Raw genomic sequence first — 17,997 nt, 5'->3', positions numbered from 1 at the left:
ACTAAACCGCCGTTGCGATCGCCGCCGGTTGGAGCCAATTTTTTTCCCAAAGCAGTTCCGCAATCTGGACAGCATTGAGGGCTGCTCCCTTACGAATCTGATCGCCACAGAGCCACAATTCCAGGCCATTCTGTTGGGAAATATCCCGGCGAATGCGGCCCACCAGCACCGGATCTTTCCCCGTCGCATCCATGGGCATCGGGAAATAGTTGTTTTCCCAATCTTCTACTACGGTAACACCAGGGGCCGTGGCGAGGATATCTTTGGCCTGGGCCGGATCGAAGGGCTGCGTAAATTCTAGGTTTACCGCTTCTGAATGGGCCCTGAGCACCGGCACCCGGACACAGGTGGCACTAATCCGCAGGTCGGGCGCGCCAAAAATCTTCCGGGTTTCGTTCACCATTTTCATCTCTTCTTCGCAATAGCCCGCTTCATTAATGGGGGTATTGTGGAGGAAAAGATTAAAGGCGAGGGGATAAGGAAAGGATTCCGTGGGCGGTTCTTCGCCAGCCAAGATCGCCTGGGTTTGCTGTTTAACTTCTTCCATGGCCATCGCCCCGGCACCACTGGCAGATTGGTAGGTAGAAACGACAATCCGCTGAATGGGCTGCACTTGATGGAGGGGATAGATCGCCACCCCCATGAGAATGGTTGTGCAGTTTGGGTTCGCAATGATGCCTTGGTGTTGTTGGGCTGCCTCTGGGTTAATTTCTGGCACCACAAGGGGTACATCCGGATCCATACGGAAGGCGCTGGAGTTGTCGATCATCACGGCTCCGGCTTCGACGATGGCCTTGGCCCATTTTTTCGAGGTGCTTCCCCCGGCGGAGGCGAGGACAATATCGACACCTGCAAAGGCTTCTGGGCTGACGGCTTCGACGGTAATGGGCTGGCCTTTAAAGGTTAGGGTTTTCCCGGCAGAACGGGGCGAGGCCAAAAGTTTCAAGTTGTTGAGGGGAAAATCCCGCTCTTCTAGTAACTGTAAGAGTTCTGCGCCAACGGCTCCGGTAGCACCAAGAATGGCGACATTGACTGATTTTGACAAAGAATAAACCTCCTAATGATTTTGGGTTAAGGGTAATGGAATTAAAAAGCAAAAATCTGGTGGGGGCGATCGCCTGGGGAAATTTTCTGATGTGGCGGGGAGGGTTCATCACCCCGGAGGCGAGGGTCGGGATAGAGTAAGCAGGGCCGCTTTCGTCGTTCTAAGCTGGTGCATCCCTTTCGTAAGACTTTGTATATCGAAGCTCTAATTATACTATTATCAGATAGGTTAACCCCTCGTAAGAACGCAATAGACCGACCCAAACATATTCTGGGTAATCCTGCGTTTGGGTTACTGACCTTAGGATATCATGGAGCGCTCAATTCAGACCCCTAAAGGGGCGATCGCCAACGAACAAAAACTATCCTAAGACCCTTAGTTGTAACTTATATATTAGAACCTTTAAACATCGATGAAAGTTATCCAGGAAAAGCTTCCTGCCAGCCAAGTTGGGCTAGAAATCGAAGTCCCCGCTGACGTCACCCAAAAAGCCTATGATGAAACAGTGCGGAAACTCGCCCGTACCGTGAACCTCCCCGGTTTCCGGAAAGGCAAAGTTCCCAAGCAGATTTTGATCCAACGGTTAGGCTCCAATCGCATTAAGGCGTCTGTCCTTGAGGATTTGATCGACGACAGCTTAAAAGCGGCGATCGCCCAAGAAAACATTGAGGCCCTAGGAAATTTCCAACTCAAATCTTCCTTCGATGACCTGATCAGCGCCTACAAACCCGGTGAAGCCTTCACCTTCAAGGCTGCCGTGGATGTCCCCGCCACCGTGACCCTCAATAGCTACAAAGGCCTCAGCTTCAAGGCCGAAAAGAGCGAATATGACCCGGCGGATCTCGATGAATTTCTTACCCAGAAACAGCGCGAATTGGCCACCCTTGTCCCCGTCGAAGACCGGGCTGCCCAAATGGGCGATGTGGCGATCGCCGATTATGAAGGCCGCTATGTCAACGACGCTGGCGAAGAAGAAGCAGACATCATTCCCGGCACCCAAGCCGAAGACTTTTCCCTTGACCTCGAAGAAGGCAAATTTATTCCAGGCTTTGTGGACGGTTTTGTTGGTATGAAACCCGAAGAAACCAAAAAATTCACCGTGACCTTCCCCGACGACTACGGCAACGAAGAAATGGCCGGGAAACAGGTGTCCTTTACCGTAACCCTCAAGGAACTCAAGAGCCGCGAGTTACCCGAACTCGATGACGAATTTGCCAGCGAAGCCACCAACGAAGAATTTGAAACCCTCGCTGCTTGGCAAGAAAGTCTGGAGGCCCAGTTAAAAGAAAACGCCGAAATCAGCACCAAAAACAGCGTGCGTCGTTATCTGCTAGAGCAACTCGCTGCTAACAACAGCGCCGAACTGCCAGAAGTAAGCGTTAACGAAGAAATCACGGCAGTACTCACCCAGCAGATGATGGAATTCAGCCGCATGGGCATCGACGTGAATCGGATCTTTACCAAGGATATGATTCCTAAACTGCGGGAAACAGCTCGCCCAGAGGCAGAACAACGTCTCAGCAATTCTTTGATTTTGACGGAAATTGCCAAGGTCGAGAAGATCGAAATTGACACCGACAAATTCAATGAACGCCTAGAGGAAGCTAAGGCCGAACTCCAGGAAGGCTTTGATGAAGAGCGGCTCCAGGAAGCTATCAAAGAAGAACTGACCATTGAGGCAACCCTCGATTGGCTCGCAGAACAGTCTGAGATTGAATTTGTCCCAGCCGGAACCCTCGAAGCAGAAGAGGCTGAAGCAGCAGACGAAGAAGAGTAGAGCCTAAACGCTTAGACTCTAAAAATTAATTGCGAAGAGACCCCAGATGGGGTCTTTTTTATTGGTGCCTAAAGTCGTCAAACGGTTCAATCACAAACTTTTAATCTGCCAGGGTTAGAATTTCTGGGCCCTCTGGGGTGATCGCCCTTTGGGTCAGCCAACAACTCCAACAACGCCCGATACAATCCGGTGGGGAACCGCCCGCAGCGAGACAATATCAGCTCTAGGGACGGCCCCACTCAAGATCACGAATCCGCAAATTTTTTTGCACAATTACGGTGACGGCCTCACCATAGTCATCCCCAGCCACCGCAACATAAACCCAACCCCAATCCTCTTGTATTTTCCCAGGCCAATCCGCCAGAGTCGCCATCACCTCTACAACATGGGGGGGTGTCCCACCATAGGCAACCATCTCCTCAAACACTTGCTGCAACCGTTCCACTGGATATTGCTGTTGCAATGCCGGTGTCAGGAGAGCATGAGCTACCTCAAAAGTTCCTTGGACTAACGCCTGGACAAAGGTTAAAGCAATGTTTTCTGGGCTTGATTCTGGTGGAGACATGATATGAATCAGGCTAGTCTCTGCGGGTCAAAATTTCCGGCCCTTCTGGGGTAATGGCAATAGTGTGTTCAAACTGGGCCGAGAGCTTGCCGTCCTTGGTGACTGCGGTCCAACCATCACTGAGCAATTGACTCTCATAGGTACCTTCATTGATCATCGGTTCGATGGTAAACACCATCCCCGGACGAATTTTGGTGCCCTTGCCGCGTTTGCCATAGTGGGGAACTTGGGGTTCTGTGTGGAAGACATTACTAATCCCATGGCCGACAAAATCACGCACCACTGAATAGCCCTGGGATTCGGCATATTCTTGGATCGCCGCCCCAATATCCCCAATGCGACCATTGGGTTGGGCCGCCTCAATGCCGATGTACAGACATTTTTCGGTCACTTCGACTAATTTTTTGACTCGGGGTGCTGGGGTACCCACAAAAAAGGTTCGGGACGTATCACCGTGATAACCATCGAGAATGGGGGTCACATCGATATTGATGATGTCGCCGTCCTTGAGGACTTTTTTCTTACTGGGAATGCCGTGACAAATTACCTCATTGACACTGGTACAGATAGACTTTGGGTAAGGATTGCTTTTGCCATAACCGAGGGGAGCACTTTTCGCCCCATGTTTCTGGGTCCATTCCTCCGCCGCATCGTTCAATTCGAGGGTCGTCACTCCCGGTTTAACCAGAGGCTCCAGGTAATCGAGGAGTTGCGCCGCTAGCCGTCCCGCATTGCGCATTTTTTCAATTTCTCGTTTTGATAGCAGAACGATGCCTTTACCCATGGGAGTTTATTGATTGTAAGACCAACAGAATTATCAGAGGTTTATTGTAACAGCGTAGCAGCCCCAAAAGCCTTCTGGGAATCATTGCTGCGCCTGTCAAGTCCCGCGAAAAAGCTGCGGCGATCCGCGGCGATCGCCAAGATAATTGCCAACATAAAAATATCGATGCAACGGTTAGCAAAGTTTGCTGCAATCCAAAATGCAGATTTCCTTCTTTGATCACAAGTTATTAAAAATTTCCGTGGAGCTTGCTTCGCAAAAGTTCAGTTGACAACAATCTCCTATAATACAGAGTCTGCAGTATGCATTAACACATATTCTTAACTTTGTAATTTCCGTCGGAGAATTGTCCTATGGCTCGCATGTATTATGATGCGGACGCAAACTTAGATCTGTTAAACGGCAAAACCGTTGCCATTATCGGCTATGGTTCCCAGGGTCATGCCCATGCCCTCAACCTAAAAGACAGTGGGATTAACGTCGTCATCGGCCTGTATGCCGGGAGTAAGTCCACCGCCAAAGCCGAAGCAGAAGGTCTGAAGGTTTTACCTGTTGCAGAAGCAGCAAAAGTGGCGGACTGGATCATGATTTTGTTGCCCGACGATGTCCAAAAATCTGTCTACACCAAAGATATTCTCCCCAACCTCCAAGCGGGTAATGTGCTTTCCTTTGCCCATGGGTTTAACATCAACTTCGGTCAAATTGTGCCCCCTGCCGATGTAGACGTTGTAATGGTTGCGCCTAAGGGCCCTGGCCACCTCGTGCGTCGTACCTATGAGCAGGGCCAAGGGGTTCCCGCGTTATTCGCGGTTTACCAAGATGCCACCGGTCAAGCCCGTGATTTGGCAATGGCCTACGCAAAAGGGATTGGTGGTACTCGCGGTGGGATCCTTGAAACCACTTTCCGGGAAGAAACAGAAACAGATCTTTTCGGTGAACAGGCAGTTCTTTGTGGCGGTCTAAGCGCCCTGATTAAAGCTGGTTTCGAAACCCTCGTGGAAGCGGGTTACCAACCTGAGTTGGCTTACTTTGAGTGTCTGCATGAAGTGAAGCTGATTGTTGACCTCGTTGTAGAAGGTGGTCTGGCGAAAATGCGGGACAGCATTTCTACCACCGCTGAGTATGGTGACTACGTTAGTGGGCCACGGGTGATCACCGCTGAAACCAAAGCGGCGATGAAGGAAATTTTGACGGAGATTCAAACAGGTGAGTTTGCTCGGAACTTCATCCTCGAAAATCAATCGGGCCAAGCACAATTTACTGCGATTCGTCGCCGTGAAGCAGAACACCCCATTGAAGTTGTCGGTAAAGATCTCCGGGCAATGTTTAGCTGGTTGAAAGATAGCTAATCGATAAATTAGATTAATTTAATATTTAACAACAATATTGAATTAAAAAGAGGTAGGTGAGAGTCAAGGATTCTCACCTTTTTTTGTAAATTTTCTCCCTTTAATTGGGTGGTTTTACTTGGGCAATGTGAGCAGCGCAAATATATTGGGTGGGAATCATTTGAATTTTTCGGGTTTGGAAGACCATTTCCAGTTCATCAAAGAGCTGCCTACGGATAGTAGGATCCAGGGCAATGTAGGGGGAGAGGGTTGTGAGTAATTTGAGGTAATCGTTCGGGGAATAATCTTTTGTTTTAATTACCTGGGTTAGTTCTAGGTTTTGAAAACAATTTGAATCGAGCAAACCCTGGCTGATGTTTTTGAGATTTTGTTCCTGGACAGCGATATTTTCAAAGCTGGCAAAGCTGGGCATATATTTTTCGTAGAGGGGCAATAGATCCTGAAAAATGCTGGGATCGGGTTGGGGTACGGTATTCCAAAGCAGGACTATTTTTCCTTGGGGCTTCAGTAGCTGGGCGATCGCCTGACATCTAGTGTCTGGTTGCAACCAGTGAAAAGAAGTGCTGGCAAGGATCGTCTCAAATTTTTCTGGGGTCGGTTCCCATTCCTCAAAGGTGGTGTTAATAATTTGAATTGGGTCATTCTGAAAGCGTTGGGTGGCAAATTCACAGGCCCTGGGGTTCGGCTCCAGACAAATTAACGAAAAACCCCGTTGGGCAAAATGTTGGGTCGCGTTACCTGGGCCACTGCCAATTTCTAGAATGACACTTTCTGGCGGGATTTTTTCACAGATTAAATCAATAATTTCCGGCACATAGGGAGCGCGATATTGATCATAGGCTTGGGTTGCTTCTGCATACCAATGCTGACGGGTTTCAATGGGTTGAGAATAAATTTTCTGAAAAAAAGCGTCGAAATTTTTCATGTTTTAGAAGATTTAAAGGGCAAGATTTTTGATAATTAAATATAGTTATTTTTTAAATTGTTTAAAATTTAGAGAGCAAGAAAAATCTCCTTTCTAGGAGAAAACAAGTCCCTGGGGTGATGAAATGGCGGGATTATGGGAAGATCATCATAGTCGATTGTTTTTTGAATTGCTCCGTAAATATTAATGACAACGCCGCTGCTGCTCCTAATTGATGGTCACTCCCTCGCCTTTCGCTGCTACTACGCCTTTGCCAAGTCTAGACAAGGGGCGCTGCGGACTTCAACGGGCATTCCGACAAGTATTTGCTTTGGTTTTCTTAATGCCCTCGTGCAGGTAATCAAACGGCAAAAACCGGATGCGGTGGCGATCGCCTTTGACCGACCCGAACCCACTTTCCGCCATACTGCCGACGAAAACTACAAAGCCCAGCGCAAGCCCGCCCCCGATGATTTTCGGCCTGACTTTGAAAATCTCCTTGATCTCCTTGATAGTCTAAATATTTCCCGGGTGACTGCTGTGGGCTACGAAGCTGACGATGTGCTCGCTACCCTCGCCCGGCAAGCCAGTGAAGCAGGCCAACAGGTAAAGATATTAACTGGCGATCGCGATCTTTTTCAGTTGGTGAACCCTGACCAAAAAATTAGCATTCTCTACCTTGATACCAAGGGTGTCAAAAGTGGTAGTTACGAAGAATTTACTCCGGAACTCGTCGAAGCAAAACTGGGTGTAAAACCAGAACAAGTCGTAGATTTCAAAGCCCTAGCTGGCGATTCATCTGATAACTATAAAGGCGTCCAGGGCATTGGTGAAAAAACAGCCATTAAACTCATCCATGAATTTGGCAATTTAGATAATATTTATGCCAACCTCGACAAGATTAAGGGCGCTACTAAAAAACGCTTAGAAACCGATAAAGACGCCGCCTATCATTGCCAAAAATTAGCAGAAATTGCCCAGGATGCACCCTTGGATATTGCCTTAAATGAGCTTCATCTAACCGGGTTTGACATCAAACAAGCAATCGAAATTTTAACAAAACTAGAATTAAAAAAATTCATCCAAGACATTGGTAGAATCCAGCAACTTTTTGGCGCAGAAACCATCGAGATTCCCACCCTAGAAGCTGCCCTATCTAATAATATGACCGTTGACGAAGCCGGCAATGCACAGCTTTCTATTTTCGCTGCCCCAGACCAAAATCAGCCCCAGACGCCCCCAGCCCCAACTGTCTCGCCGATTCAGCCCCTGATTATTGACACCACAGAGAAGCTCACCGAGTTAATCGATCAACTCAAAACCCAAACCGATATCAATCACCCCGTGGCTTGGGATACAGAAACCACTGGTTTAGATCCTCGGGAAGTCGATCTCGTCGGTATTGGCTGTTGTTGGGGTAGAGATCCAGGCAATATTGCCTATATTCCCATTGCCCACCACGAAGGCAAACAATTAGAAAAAATACATATTCTTCAGGCTTTAAAACCCATTTTAGAAGTAGAAAAATATCCAAAAGTTTTTCAAAATACAAAATTTGATCGCGCCATTTTTGCTCACCAGGGAGTCACCCTAGCTGGTGTGGTTTTTGATACGATGTTGGCGAGTTATGTTTTACATCCAGAAATGAAGCATAATTTAACGGATTTGAGCTTGCGTTATCTAGGAAATATTATTGCCAAAAGCTATAAAGATCTGGGACTAACTAAAAAACAGACCATTGCGGATTTGGAAATTCCCATTGCGGCAGAATATTGTGGTTTAGATGTTTATACAACCTATTTAGTTTGTCAAAAATTAAAAGTCGAACTTAAAGCTTACCCTGATTTAGAAAAACTCCTCGAAGAGGTTGAAACGCCCCTAGAACCACTGCTGTGTGCCATGGAAAATACAGGCATTCGCATTGACCAAGGTTATCTTCAACAACTGGCCGAAGAATTGGGGGCGGATCTAATAGAACTGGAAACTAAAGCGTACAATGCGGCAGATGAGCGGTTTAATCTCAATTCTCCCAAACAATTAGGAGAAATCCTCTTTGAAAAGTTGGGATTAAATACGAAGAAAACACGCAAAACTAAAACAGGCTATTCAACAAATCACGCTGTGCTCGAAAAATTACAAGGGGATCACCCGATTATTGATTACATTCTTGAATATCGTACCCTTGCAAAATTAAAATCTACCTACATTGATGCTTTACCGACCCTTGTTAGTCCGAAAACAAACAGAATCCACACGGATTTCAATCAAACCTTGACCAGCACAGGGCGACTTTCTTCATCAAATCCGAATTTACAAAATATTCCGGTGCGCACAGAATTTTCCCAACGAATTCGGCGTGCATTTATTCCGAAAGAAAATTGGGTGCTCGTCGCGGCGGACTATTCGCAAATTGAACTTAGAATCCTGACCCATTTAAGTCAAGAACCAATTTTATTACAGGCCTATCAAGCTGGAGAAGATGTCCACCGGGTCACGGCACAGATGATCTTTGATCGGGACTCGCCCCAGGCGGTAACTGCTGCAGAACGACGCATTGGTAAGATTATTAATTTTGGCGTGATCTATGGGATGGGCGCCCAACGGTTTGCCCGGGAAGCTGGCGTTTCTAAGGAAGAAGGGCGGGCCTTTATTGACCGCTACCATGAACGCTATGCCAAAGTTTTTGAATATTTAGAGTTAGTCAAAAAACAGGCGATCGCCCAGGGTTACGTGAGTACAATTTTGCAGCGGCGGCGTAACTTTGACTTTATCAGTAACTGTTTAATTGAATTAAAAGGGACTGACCCCACAGCGATTGATTTAGATAGCCTTGATTATGCCTATAATGATGCCCAATTATTACGGGCGGCGGCTAATGCACCGATTCAAGGATCCAGCGCCGATATTATCAAAGTAGCGATGATTCAGATTCATGAATTATTAAAGGATTATCAGGCCCGTTTACTACTCCAAGTCCACGATGAATTAGTCTTTGAGATGCCCCCAGAAGAATGGGAAGAATTAGGCTCTAAAATTAAAACCACAATGGAGCAAGCAGTACCTTTATCTATTCCTTTGGTCGTTGATATTCACTGCGGTAAAAATTGGCTGGATGCAAAGTAAAAATGGCTAATCCTGATCCCATTTATGGCTGGCTAGAGACTTCTTTAGCCACCATCAAAAAAGCAAACTGGTATCGATACCCGAAGACAATCACGGGTCAATCGGGGGCAACGGTCACCTTAAATGGTCAATCCGTAGTGAATTTTGCCAGCAATGATTATCTGGGTTTAGCGAGCGATCGCCGTTTAATTGATGCCGCCATAGCAGCCACCGAAACTTTGGGTACGGGGAGTACAGGCTCTCGGCTCACCAGTGGCCACCGACAACTCCACCAAGATCTAGAGCAGGCGATCGCCAATCTCAAACAAACCGAAGCGGCTCTGGTATTTAGTTCCGGTTATCTGGCCAATCTTGGCACCATTAGCGCCATTACAAATAAAAAAGACTTGATTTTAGGGGATCAATACAACCATTCGAGTTTGAAAAATGGGGCGAAATTAAGCGGTGCCACGGTGTTGGAATATGACCACAACGATTTAGATGGGTTACGCCAGCTCCTCGAAGCCCATCGGCATAACTACCGCCGTTGTCTGATCACCACCGATAGCGTTTTTAGTATGGATGGTGATCTGTGTTTACTGCCCGAATTACTGGCGATCGCCAAGGAATTTTCCGCTATGTTACTCGTGGACGAGGCCCATGGGACTGGGGTTTTGGGCAACAAAGGCGCTGGAGCCGTGGAACATTTTCACTGTACCCAGCAACCGCTTATTCAAGTGGGCACCCTCAGCAAAGCCCTGGGCAGTCTCGGCGGCTATGTGGCGGGCAGTAAAGCTCTGATTGATTTTCTCCGTAACCGGGCCCCGACCTGGATTTATACTACCGGACTCTCCCCGGCGGATACGGCGGCGGCCCTCGCAGCGATTCATATTTTGCAGGCAGAACCCCAACGGCGACAGCAACTCTGGGAAAATATTCGTCAGTTAAAAAGCGCCCTCGGCAACCACGAATTGGTGCCTTCTGAGTCGGCGGTACTTTGTTTTGGCCTCGCTAATCCCCAGCAAGCGCTAACCATGGGCGATCGCCTTTTGGCCGCTGGTTTTTTTGCCCCCGCCATTCGTCCCCCAACAGTACCCACCAGTCGCATCCGCGTATCGGTAATGGCGACCCATAGTCCCCGACAGATCCAAGGATTTATTGAAGTATTCCAGCGGTGCTTTGCTGAATTTTCCGGGTCATCTCAAGGCTAATCTTCCTCAATTTGGAACGCTTCTTTTTCCGCCTCTAGGATCTCCGGCGGTACCTCAAAGCGAGGACGACCATTTTCATCAATGCGAACAATTACCCCCATGGCCTCTAGCTCGGCGATCGCCCGTCTCTGGGTTTCCACATCCCGCGCCTGACCTAAAATCGACGACCAAGCCGTTACCCGCGCCATAATACTGCGGGGATCCCGTTCCAAAAAGGCAACACTGGCCTCAGAGCGTTGTTGGGCATTGTGACTTTCGGGGTCATCGTAGTAGGCAGCCCAGGCCGCCGCCGTTTTATAGGATTGAATGGCCGCTGGGATATCACCGAGGAAAAGATGCTCGTCAATGGCCTTCATGCGCCAGAGATAAAAACTTTGATCCGGGACAGTGGGGGTCATCTGGGCTAGGCCGCGATTTAATAGCTCGACGGTGCGATCCGGGGTGCCAGCATAGAGGGAACTGCTCCCTGATAGATAGTAATACCCTTCCTTAAACCAAGGGTCGAGATCGACAATCACCTCGAAATAATCAGCACTGAGGCGATAGTCGCCCAATCTCCGCGCCTCATCGTCCCCAAAATATTGTAAAAACCGTAGAAAAACCCAGTCTGAAACTAAATTGTCGTAACCGTAGGTGGGCAGTTGTTGCCACAGGTCTAAACTGGCCGCTTCTGTTTTTGCCTGACGCTCGACAATTTCTGGAGTTAAATCGGTGCCCTGTTGCAAACTATCAAGGCGAAACTGTTGCAGGGTAATAATTACGACTCCAGACGCCAGGGCCAATGCACCTAAGCCGATACTTTTAAGTCCTTTACCCACAAGCGCGATCGCCACCATAGTCTGCCACTGCCAATGTTCTTGAAAACACTCCAATTTTAGCCTGTTGGGCCATCGATCCTGACGACACCTGTCTGTTGCAACGCCATTGACTGAGTTTTGTCTATTTCCTCAATTGATTCAGCTTTTTAAAAAGTTGGCTGGCCGTATGTTCGACCCAAGCCAAAAGGTGATCCAGCGCTTTTAAAAGTCGCTCCAAGAAATGTTGCTCATAGCCAACGCTGAGGGCCTCCGTTTCAATCCATTCCGGTTTGGCTTCGATCTCCGTAGAACTTGGCGGCACATCTGGTCGTGTTAGGCTCTGGGTCTGGGCTTCGACTGTGGCGATCGCCCCTGATTCAGGGCTAGAAATCGGTTGATTTAAAGTTGTTACCAATGGCGGCAGCGGCGTTAGTGGGGCCTGAGGCAAATTGAGATTCGCTGGATCCGCAACCTCGGAAGACTTTGCTTTGGCCTGGAAGAGATCAGCCCAGGTCAGCCAGGGCTTCGGGGTGACAACAGGGTCAGGGGCGGTAATGGCACTGGTGGTGGGTTGGATCTTAAACCAGTTACGGAAAAACCGCTGCAGGGGTGGTAGAGCTTCGGCAGGAACCGTGGGTGCGAGAACCCGCTGTTCTAACTGGGCTAGCCGTTGATCCAGGGGCTTAAGCACTGGGGCAAGGGGTAAAGGGGGTAACAACTGGGGCGAATAAATTTCGGGGGGCACCACCGCCGTGTGCCAGTGGGACTCACCGAATAGATCAATGGCGATCGCCACCGGACTTTGCTCCAGCCAACTCAAGCCCTGCATCAACCAACGCACCGGGGCCAAAAGCCGGGGGTTATGGCCGTGAACCGGGGGTAAAATCCGGGGATTTGGCGCTTGACTCGCGAGATGCTGCTGTCTTTTTTGATAGTTAACGCTGCCTAGATGAAAACTAATTTGTCGTTGCAGTTCCGTTTGGGATTGGTGGGGTTCGACGGTGTGATTGTCTTGATCAATAAATAAAATGTCTTGGGTTGTGAGGTCGCAGGCAATCCCCTGGAGGGGGGGCTGAGTTGTGCCTTCACTTTCAGCAGTGCTGAGGGGAAAATCTGGCGTTTGGGTAGCGGCTTCTGCGAGGGTAAGGCGTTTGCGTTCCGTTTGGGCGGCGGCAATTTGACGTACCGCGACGCGACTAGTTTGCACGAGTAAATACAAAGGATACAAGGCGATCTGGCTGCCCCACTCCACGGTGATTTTGAGGCGACGGGCGGCCTGGGTCAGTCGGTTTCCCCACTGGATCGATTGACGATTGAGAAAGTTAAAGAGTTTACTTTGGTAGGGGCCTGGAGCAGACATCGTCATTTTTGCGGCACAACGCTTTTATTGTCCCATAGAGATTTCGGAATCGAAGTTTATGGCTTACGCTTATCAACGAACCATTCATTTGGCAGATACCGATGCCGCCGGGGTGGTCTATTTTGCGCGGCTTCTCCACATTTGCCATGAAGCCTATGAGATGTGCCTCACGGAGAGTGGGATGGATTGGTCTGGGTTGCTCCGGGAGGGAACAGTTGCCCTGCCCATTGTCCACAGTGCCATCGATTTTTTTCGGCCCATCATCTGGGGCGATCGCCTAGACATTGAGCTCTACCCAGAACCTGAAAATTCTAGTCAATTTAAGATTTCTTACCGGATTTTTACGGAAAATCACGACTCCCCAACAGAATCGCCCCTGGCCACGGCCCTCACTCGCCATGTGGCGATCAATCCCTCAACCCGTCAGCGTTGTGGCCTACCGTTAGCCGTCGAAACATGGTTAAGGAATGCACCAAAAATCGAGGACAGCAAAATTTAGCCTGTACAATTGTCTTGAATCTAACGATATCTTTTTACCTGTGATGCTAAAACAAGGTAGCTCACGCACTTAATCCATTATTTTTCATTATTTTCAGACTATTTAAGAGGAGTCATCACTTCAATGAAAAAAGTAGAAGCCATTATTCGTCCCTTCAAACTCGATGAAGTCAAAATCGCCCTCGTCAATGCAGGCATCGTCGGCATGACCGTTTCTGAAGTTCGCGGTTTCGGTCGCCAAAAAGGACAAACAGAAAGATATCGCGGTTCTGAGTACACCGTTGAATTTCTCCAAAAGCTCAAGATTGAGATCGTCATCGATGATGATCAAGTGGATGCAGTCGTTGACAAAATTGTTGCGGCCGCCCGGACTGGGGAAATCGGCGACGGGAAAATCTTCATTTCTCCCGTGGATCAAATCGTCCGGATTCGGACCGGGGAAAAAGACCTCGAAGCTGTCTAAAACCGCCCCTGGTGCCCAGTTAAATTTTTTTGAAAATTGTCCACAACTATCCCCTACGGCTCCCTCTTGGTTTGAGGGGGTTTTTTTTATGCACCAGCGATGACCTGGATGGTGCCGACCATCCCCGCAGCGGCATGGCCGGGTACAGAACAATGCAGTTCAAACTTGCCGGTCTTTTGGGGAATTAAAATCCATTCGGCGATCGCCCCCGGTTTGAGTTCTAGTTCGTGGATTGCCCCTTTCACTTCCACCTTGCCCGCTTCTACCTTTTGGGTCCAACTGGTGTCGGCAAAATCTTTAGCTGTGAAATAGTGTTTTTGATTACTGGGATTGTCGAGCAGCAATTTGTAGCGTTGGCCGGCGACAAATTCCAACTGGTCAGGGACAAATCTTAGGGCGCCGCTGGCTGTGCCTAAATGGATCTGCATTTCCTGGAGGGGTTGCTGGGCCGGTACCGGTAAGGCGATCGCCGCTGGGGTCAGACAAAATAACATTAGCCCAAGTAAAACCAGCACTTTATAGCCATGGACGAAGTATTTGTTAAACACCATTGATTTTCTCCATTACGCTTGAAAATTTCGGTTGCTTTGATGGTTCTGTTATACCCCGGCTTCCTCTAACACTCCTTGCATTCTGCCGAGCCACTCGATGAGGCTATCCAATTGTTGTTGGGGCTTTATTGCCCCTAGACCCCGCACCGTCACTTTTTTGGAGGTGTACACAAAGCGGGACTGGAGATGGGATGGTAACTTTTCGGCGAAGCGCTGCCAGGCGGGTTCCTCCATGGGCGTTTCGAGGACGATATTTTGTTTGCCTTCGGGTTTAATGCGCGAGAATCCGAGGGACTTGGCAATCATCTTTAGCTCAATGACCTGGAGCAGTTGTTCGACAGAGGAGGGTAATTTACCGTAGCGATCGCCCCAATCGGCGGCAATTTGCATCAGTTCCGGTTTGGAGTTGGCCTGGGTAATCAGACGATAGGCATCAAGTTTTTGGTCACCATCGGTGATGTAGTTACTCGGAATAAAGGCCGTGAGCCGTAGATCCACCTGGCAATTATCCACCTGGGGAATTTCCTGGCCGCGAATTTCACTAATGCAATCCTGGAGCATTTCTACGTATAGATCAAAACCAATGGCCTCCATTTGCCCGGACTGTTCTGCCCCCAGGAGATTACCCACCCCGCGAATTTCCATATCCCGCATCGCCAATTGATAGCCAGAACCCAGTTGACTAAACTCTTGCAAGGCCCGCAGCCGTTTTCGGGCTTTTTCGGTGAGGTCTCCTTGGCTGGGATAAAGGAGCCACGCATGGGCCTGGATGCCGGAACGTCCCACCCGACCGCGCAGTTGATAGAGTTGGGAAAGACCGAATTTTTGGGCATCTTCAACGATAATCGTGTTCACCCGAGGAATATCGAGTCCAGACTCAACGATAGTCGTACAGAGAAGAATATCCGCCTCGCCGTTATTAAAGGTCAACATCGTCGTTTCGAGATCGGCTTCGTTCATCTGCCCATGGGCGATCGCCACCCGCGCCGAGGGAATCATTTCTTGTAATTGGGTGGCAATGGTCTCAATCCCTTCGACACGGGGCACCACATAGAAAATTTGTCCGCCCCGGTCTAATTCGTTGCGAATGGCAGTGCGGATAATTTCGGGGTTATGGCGAGACACATGGGTTTGGATCGGGCGACGGGAGGGCGGTGGCGTCGTGATTAAACTCATTTCCCGAATACCGGACAGGGACATATACAGGGTTCGCGGAATCGGGGTTGCGGACAACGTCAAAACATCAACCTTCGTTTTGAGGGCTTTGATTTTTTCCTTTTGATTCACCCCAAAGCGTTGTTCTTCATCGACTACGAGCAAGCCTAGATCCTTAAATTGCACATCCTTGCCGAGGAGTTGTTGGGTACCGACAACGATGTCTAGTTCGCCCCTGTGGAGCCGCTCCAAAATGTCCTTGCGTTCGGAGGCGGTGCGGAAGCGGTTTAACAGGCCAATATTAATCGGATAGGGGGAAAAGCGTTCCTTTAGGGTGTGGTAGTGCTGTTGGGTCAAAATTGTGGTGGGTGCCAATAACGCCACCTGTTTATGGCCACCGGTGACCACTTTAAAAATGGCCCGGATTGCCACTTCTGTTTTCCCGAAACCCACATCGCCACAGACGAGCCGATCCATTGGGCGATCGCTTTCGAGATCCCGCTTAATATCCTGCACCGCCTTCAGTTGGTCTGGGGTCGCTTGGTACGGGAAAGAATCCTCCATTTCCTGTTGCCAGGGGGCATCGCTTGGGTAGGTTGTGCCCTTCATTTCCGCCCGTTGGGCATAAATTTTCAACAGATCAACGGCTAACTTTTTAACGGACTTTCTGACCTTGGCCTTGGTTTTTTCCCAGGTTTTGCCGCCCATCCGGTGGAGTTCCGGGCGTCCCTTAGCGGTGTGGCGATAGCGGGACAGGGTATCTAAAGAATCTGCGGGAATTCTGAGGATCCCATCGGCATATTTGAGGACTAAATATTCCCGGCTTTGCAGGGTTTCAATTTTAATAAAGCGACCAATGCCATGGCTTTTGTGGACAATATAATCACCGGGATTGAGTTTATTAACATCAACGGTTTTTGAGGCGGCCCGGCGACGTTTTCGGATGTAGCCAAAGGTAGTGAGGGCGTGTTGGCCATAGAATTCTCGGTCGGTAACAACGGCGATTCTAAAGGTGGGTAAAATGAAGCCTTCTAGTTCTGCTTGGCCCTTGTACTTGAGGGCGATCGCCGTGCCTTGGCGTTGGTGTTTTTCGATGGCGGGATAATCCCTAGGATTGGGGATGAACTGGGCGGCGCAGTCATGTTCCTGGAGCAGGGAAACGGAGCGTGTGGGTTGAGCCGAAACCAGCCAAGCGTTGTATTTATCAAGGGTAATGGTGCTATAGATTTCCCGTTTACCGCGCAAAATTTCTGCCAATTTACCGAACTGGTGCGGTGTAATCGGTACCGGACGACTAGATAGGTTGATGCTGGCTTCACTGACATCATCGAGTTCTGTCAAGGTAATTTTTTGGTACCGTTGGCTAACCTGGTCAAAATTTTCCTGCACCCTGCGGTGAACTTTGGGTAGGGGAGATTCGCCATTGAGCAACTGCCACTGGGCCTCGCTAGTTTCGTAGGTGCGATCGCCATGGGCAAGACATTGGGACAATTCATCAATGGCCACCAACGTATTTTCTGGGAGATACGCCAGGATCGAGGCCACCTGATCCGCAAAGGCGACCCCCAAAAAGCGTTGCATTCCTTCAGGATAAACACCTTCTCCCCATTGTTCTTTTTCCTCTGGGGTTAGCGGTAAATCTGCCGGATCGAGGATTTGTTGACCAATTAAAGGCGCCCAGGCCGTGGGGGTCAAAACCAGTTGGTCTACTTTATCGAGGGAACGTTGGCTGTTGGGGTCAAACTCCCGGATGCTTTCTAACTGATCACCGAAAAAATCTAAACGTACCGGCAACTCCCCCGACACCGGAAAAATATCAACAATATCGCCCCGACGGGTCCACTGGCCTTCGGTTTCGACGATGTTCACCCGCTCATAGCCGAGGCGCGTTAACTGGGTGGCGATCGCCTCAGAATGATCAAGTTCTGCTCCTGGCAGCAAGGTCAAGCAATAATCCCGGAAAATCGCTTGGGGCGGCAGATGGGGCTGGAGGGCGCGCTCCGTTGTCACCACAACCATCCCCTTACCCACAGCAGATGACTGACCATAGGCGATCGCCCCTAGGGTTTGCATCTGCCCCCAAATCATCTCTGATTCTGGATCAAAAGCTTCGTAGGGCGACGCTTCCGAGGTGGGATAAAACAGTACCTGGCCCCAACCCATGGCCTCTAACTGGGCGGCCCAACGTCCGGCTTCCTCGAGGGTGGCACAGACCACCAACAAATTTTTCTCCTGCAATTGCGCCAAACTTGAGGCCAACAGTCCTTTGGGGAGTCTGGGCAGACCACTTAAAGCGAGTTCCCCTTGGGTTTGGAGCTTTTGGGTTAATTCTGCTGTGAGGGCAGCACGGCTCAAAAAACGAACAACCGAAGAAAAAGTCATAGGTAATGGCGACGGTGACAGGAAGCATTCATGGGTTCATCCAATGTATTACAG

14 protein-coding genes are annotated in these 17,997 nt (G+C 49.3%); 6 read left to right on the top strand and 8 right to left on the bottom strand.

Annotated features, from left to right (window positions below; all coding sequences use genetic code 11):
* Nucleotide 1: 1 nt before the first annotated feature.
* On the bottom strand, nt 2-1,045 hold the full coding sequence (locus AWQ21_RS06285; RefSeq protein WP_065713798.1) for an aspartate-semialdehyde dehydrogenase: 1,044 nt from the start codon (nt 1,043-1,045) through the stop codon (nt 2-4).
* Between the two features lie 412 nt (nt 1,046-1,457).
* On the opposite strand from AWQ21_RS06285, the gene tig reads away from it, so the two are divergent.
* Complete coding sequence (tig, locus tag AWQ21_RS06280) at nt 1,458-2,822, top strand: trigger factor (RefSeq protein WP_065713797.1); 1,365 nt, start codon at nt 1,458-1,460, stop codon at nt 2,820-2,822.
* Nucleotides 2,823-3,045: 223 nt separating this feature from the next.
* Here the strand turns inward: tig and AWQ21_RS06275 are convergent, their stop codons facing one another.
* Entirely contained in the window at nt 3,046-3,387 is a 342-nt protein-coding gene (locus AWQ21_RS06275; protein ID WP_065713796.1) for a hypothetical protein, read from the bottom strand.
* Nucleotides 3,388-3,400: 13 nt separating this feature from the next.
* Nucleotides 3,401-4,171: a type I methionyl aminopeptidase gene (gene map / locus AWQ21_RS06270; protein ID WP_065713795.1), complete on the bottom strand. Its 771-nt coding sequence runs from the start codon at nt 4,169-4,171 to the stop codon at nt 3,401-3,403.
* A gap of 353 nt (nt 4,172-4,524) precedes the next feature.
* Here map and ilvC point away from each other — a divergent pair, with 353 nt between their 5' ends.
* Nucleotides 4,525-5,520: a ketol-acid reductoisomerase gene (gene ilvC, locus AWQ21_RS06265; protein WP_065713794.1), complete on the top strand. Its 996-nt coding sequence runs from the start codon at nt 4,525-4,527 to the stop codon at nt 5,518-5,520.
* 100 nt (nt 5,521-5,620) lie between these two features.
* On the opposite strand, the gene AWQ21_RS06260 is transcribed toward ilvC, so the two are convergent.
* Complete coding sequence (locus AWQ21_RS06260) at nt 5,621-6,445, bottom strand: bifunctional 2-polyprenyl-6-hydroxyphenol methylase/3-demethylubiquinol 3-O-methyltransferase UbiG (protein ID WP_065713793.1); 825 nt, start codon at nt 6,443-6,445, stop codon at nt 5,621-5,623.
* Nucleotides 6,446-6,631: 186 nt separating this feature from the next.
* On the opposite strand from AWQ21_RS06260, the gene polA reads away from it, so the two are divergent.
* Nucleotides 6,632-9,547: a DNA polymerase I gene (polA, locus tag AWQ21_RS06255; protein WP_065713792.1), complete on the top strand. Its 2,916-nt coding sequence runs from the start codon at nt 6,632-6,634 to the stop codon at nt 9,545-9,547.
* A gap of 2 nt (nt 9,548-9,549) precedes the next feature.
* On the top strand, nt 9,550-10,737 hold the full coding sequence (gene bioF, locus AWQ21_RS06250; RefSeq protein WP_065713791.1) for an 8-amino-7-oxononanoate synthase: 1,188 nt from the start codon (nt 9,550-9,552) through the stop codon (nt 10,735-10,737).
* On the opposite strand, the gene AWQ21_RS06245 is transcribed toward bioF, so the two are convergent.
* Both AWQ21_RS06245 and AWQ21_RS06240 read right to left on the bottom strand, forming a co-directional pair.
* Nucleotides 10,734-11,609, bottom strand: a complete 876-nt coding sequence (locus tag AWQ21_RS06245) for a hypothetical protein (RefSeq protein WP_232315086.1) — start codon at nt 11,607-11,609, stop codon at nt 10,734-10,736. The genes bioF and AWQ21_RS06245 overlap by 4 nt on opposite strands.
* A 67-nt stretch (nt 11,610-11,676) precedes the next feature.
* Nucleotides 11,677-12,900, bottom strand: a complete 1,224-nt coding sequence (locus AWQ21_RS06240) for a hypothetical protein (RefSeq protein ID WP_157094709.1) — start codon at nt 12,898-12,900, stop codon at nt 11,677-11,679.
* Between the two features lie 52 nt (nt 12,901-12,952).
* Here AWQ21_RS06240 and AWQ21_RS06235 point away from each other — a divergent pair, with 52 nt between their 5' ends.
* Both AWQ21_RS06235 and AWQ21_RS06230 read left to right on the top strand, forming a co-directional pair.
* Entirely contained in the window at nt 12,953-13,393 is a 441-nt protein-coding gene (locus AWQ21_RS06235; protein ID WP_065713788.1) for a thioesterase family protein, read from the top strand.
* Nucleotides 13,394-13,516: 123 nt separating this feature from the next.
* Nucleotides 13,517-13,855, top strand: a complete 339-nt coding sequence (locus AWQ21_RS06230) for a P-II family nitrogen regulator (protein WP_012306905.1) — start codon at nt 13,517-13,519, stop codon at nt 13,853-13,855.
* 86 nt (nt 13,856-13,941) lie between these two features.
* Here AWQ21_RS06230 and AWQ21_RS06225 read toward each other — a convergent pair whose 3' ends face one another.
* A complete protein-coding gene (locus AWQ21_RS06225; protein WP_065713787.1) occupies nt 13,942-14,406 on the bottom strand; it encodes a plastocyanin/azurin family copper-binding protein in 465 nt (154 codons plus the stop codon).
* 48 nt (nt 14,407-14,454) lie between these two features.
* On the bottom strand, nt 14,455-17,943 hold the full coding sequence (gene mfd / locus AWQ21_RS06220) for a transcription-repair coupling factor (RefSeq protein ID WP_065713786.1): 3,489 nt from the start codon (nt 17,941-17,943) through the stop codon (nt 14,455-14,457).
* Nucleotides 17,944-17,997: the final 54 nt, after the last annotated feature.

Source organism: Picosynechococcus sp. PCC 7003, from assembly GCF_001693255.1.
In the GTDB taxonomy this organism is placed as follows: domain Bacteria; phylum Cyanobacteriota; class Cyanobacteriia; order Cyanobacteriales; family MRBY01; genus MRBY01.
Note: the sequence above shows the minus strand (reverse complement) of the source record. Positions and strands in the feature narration are given on the sequence as shown.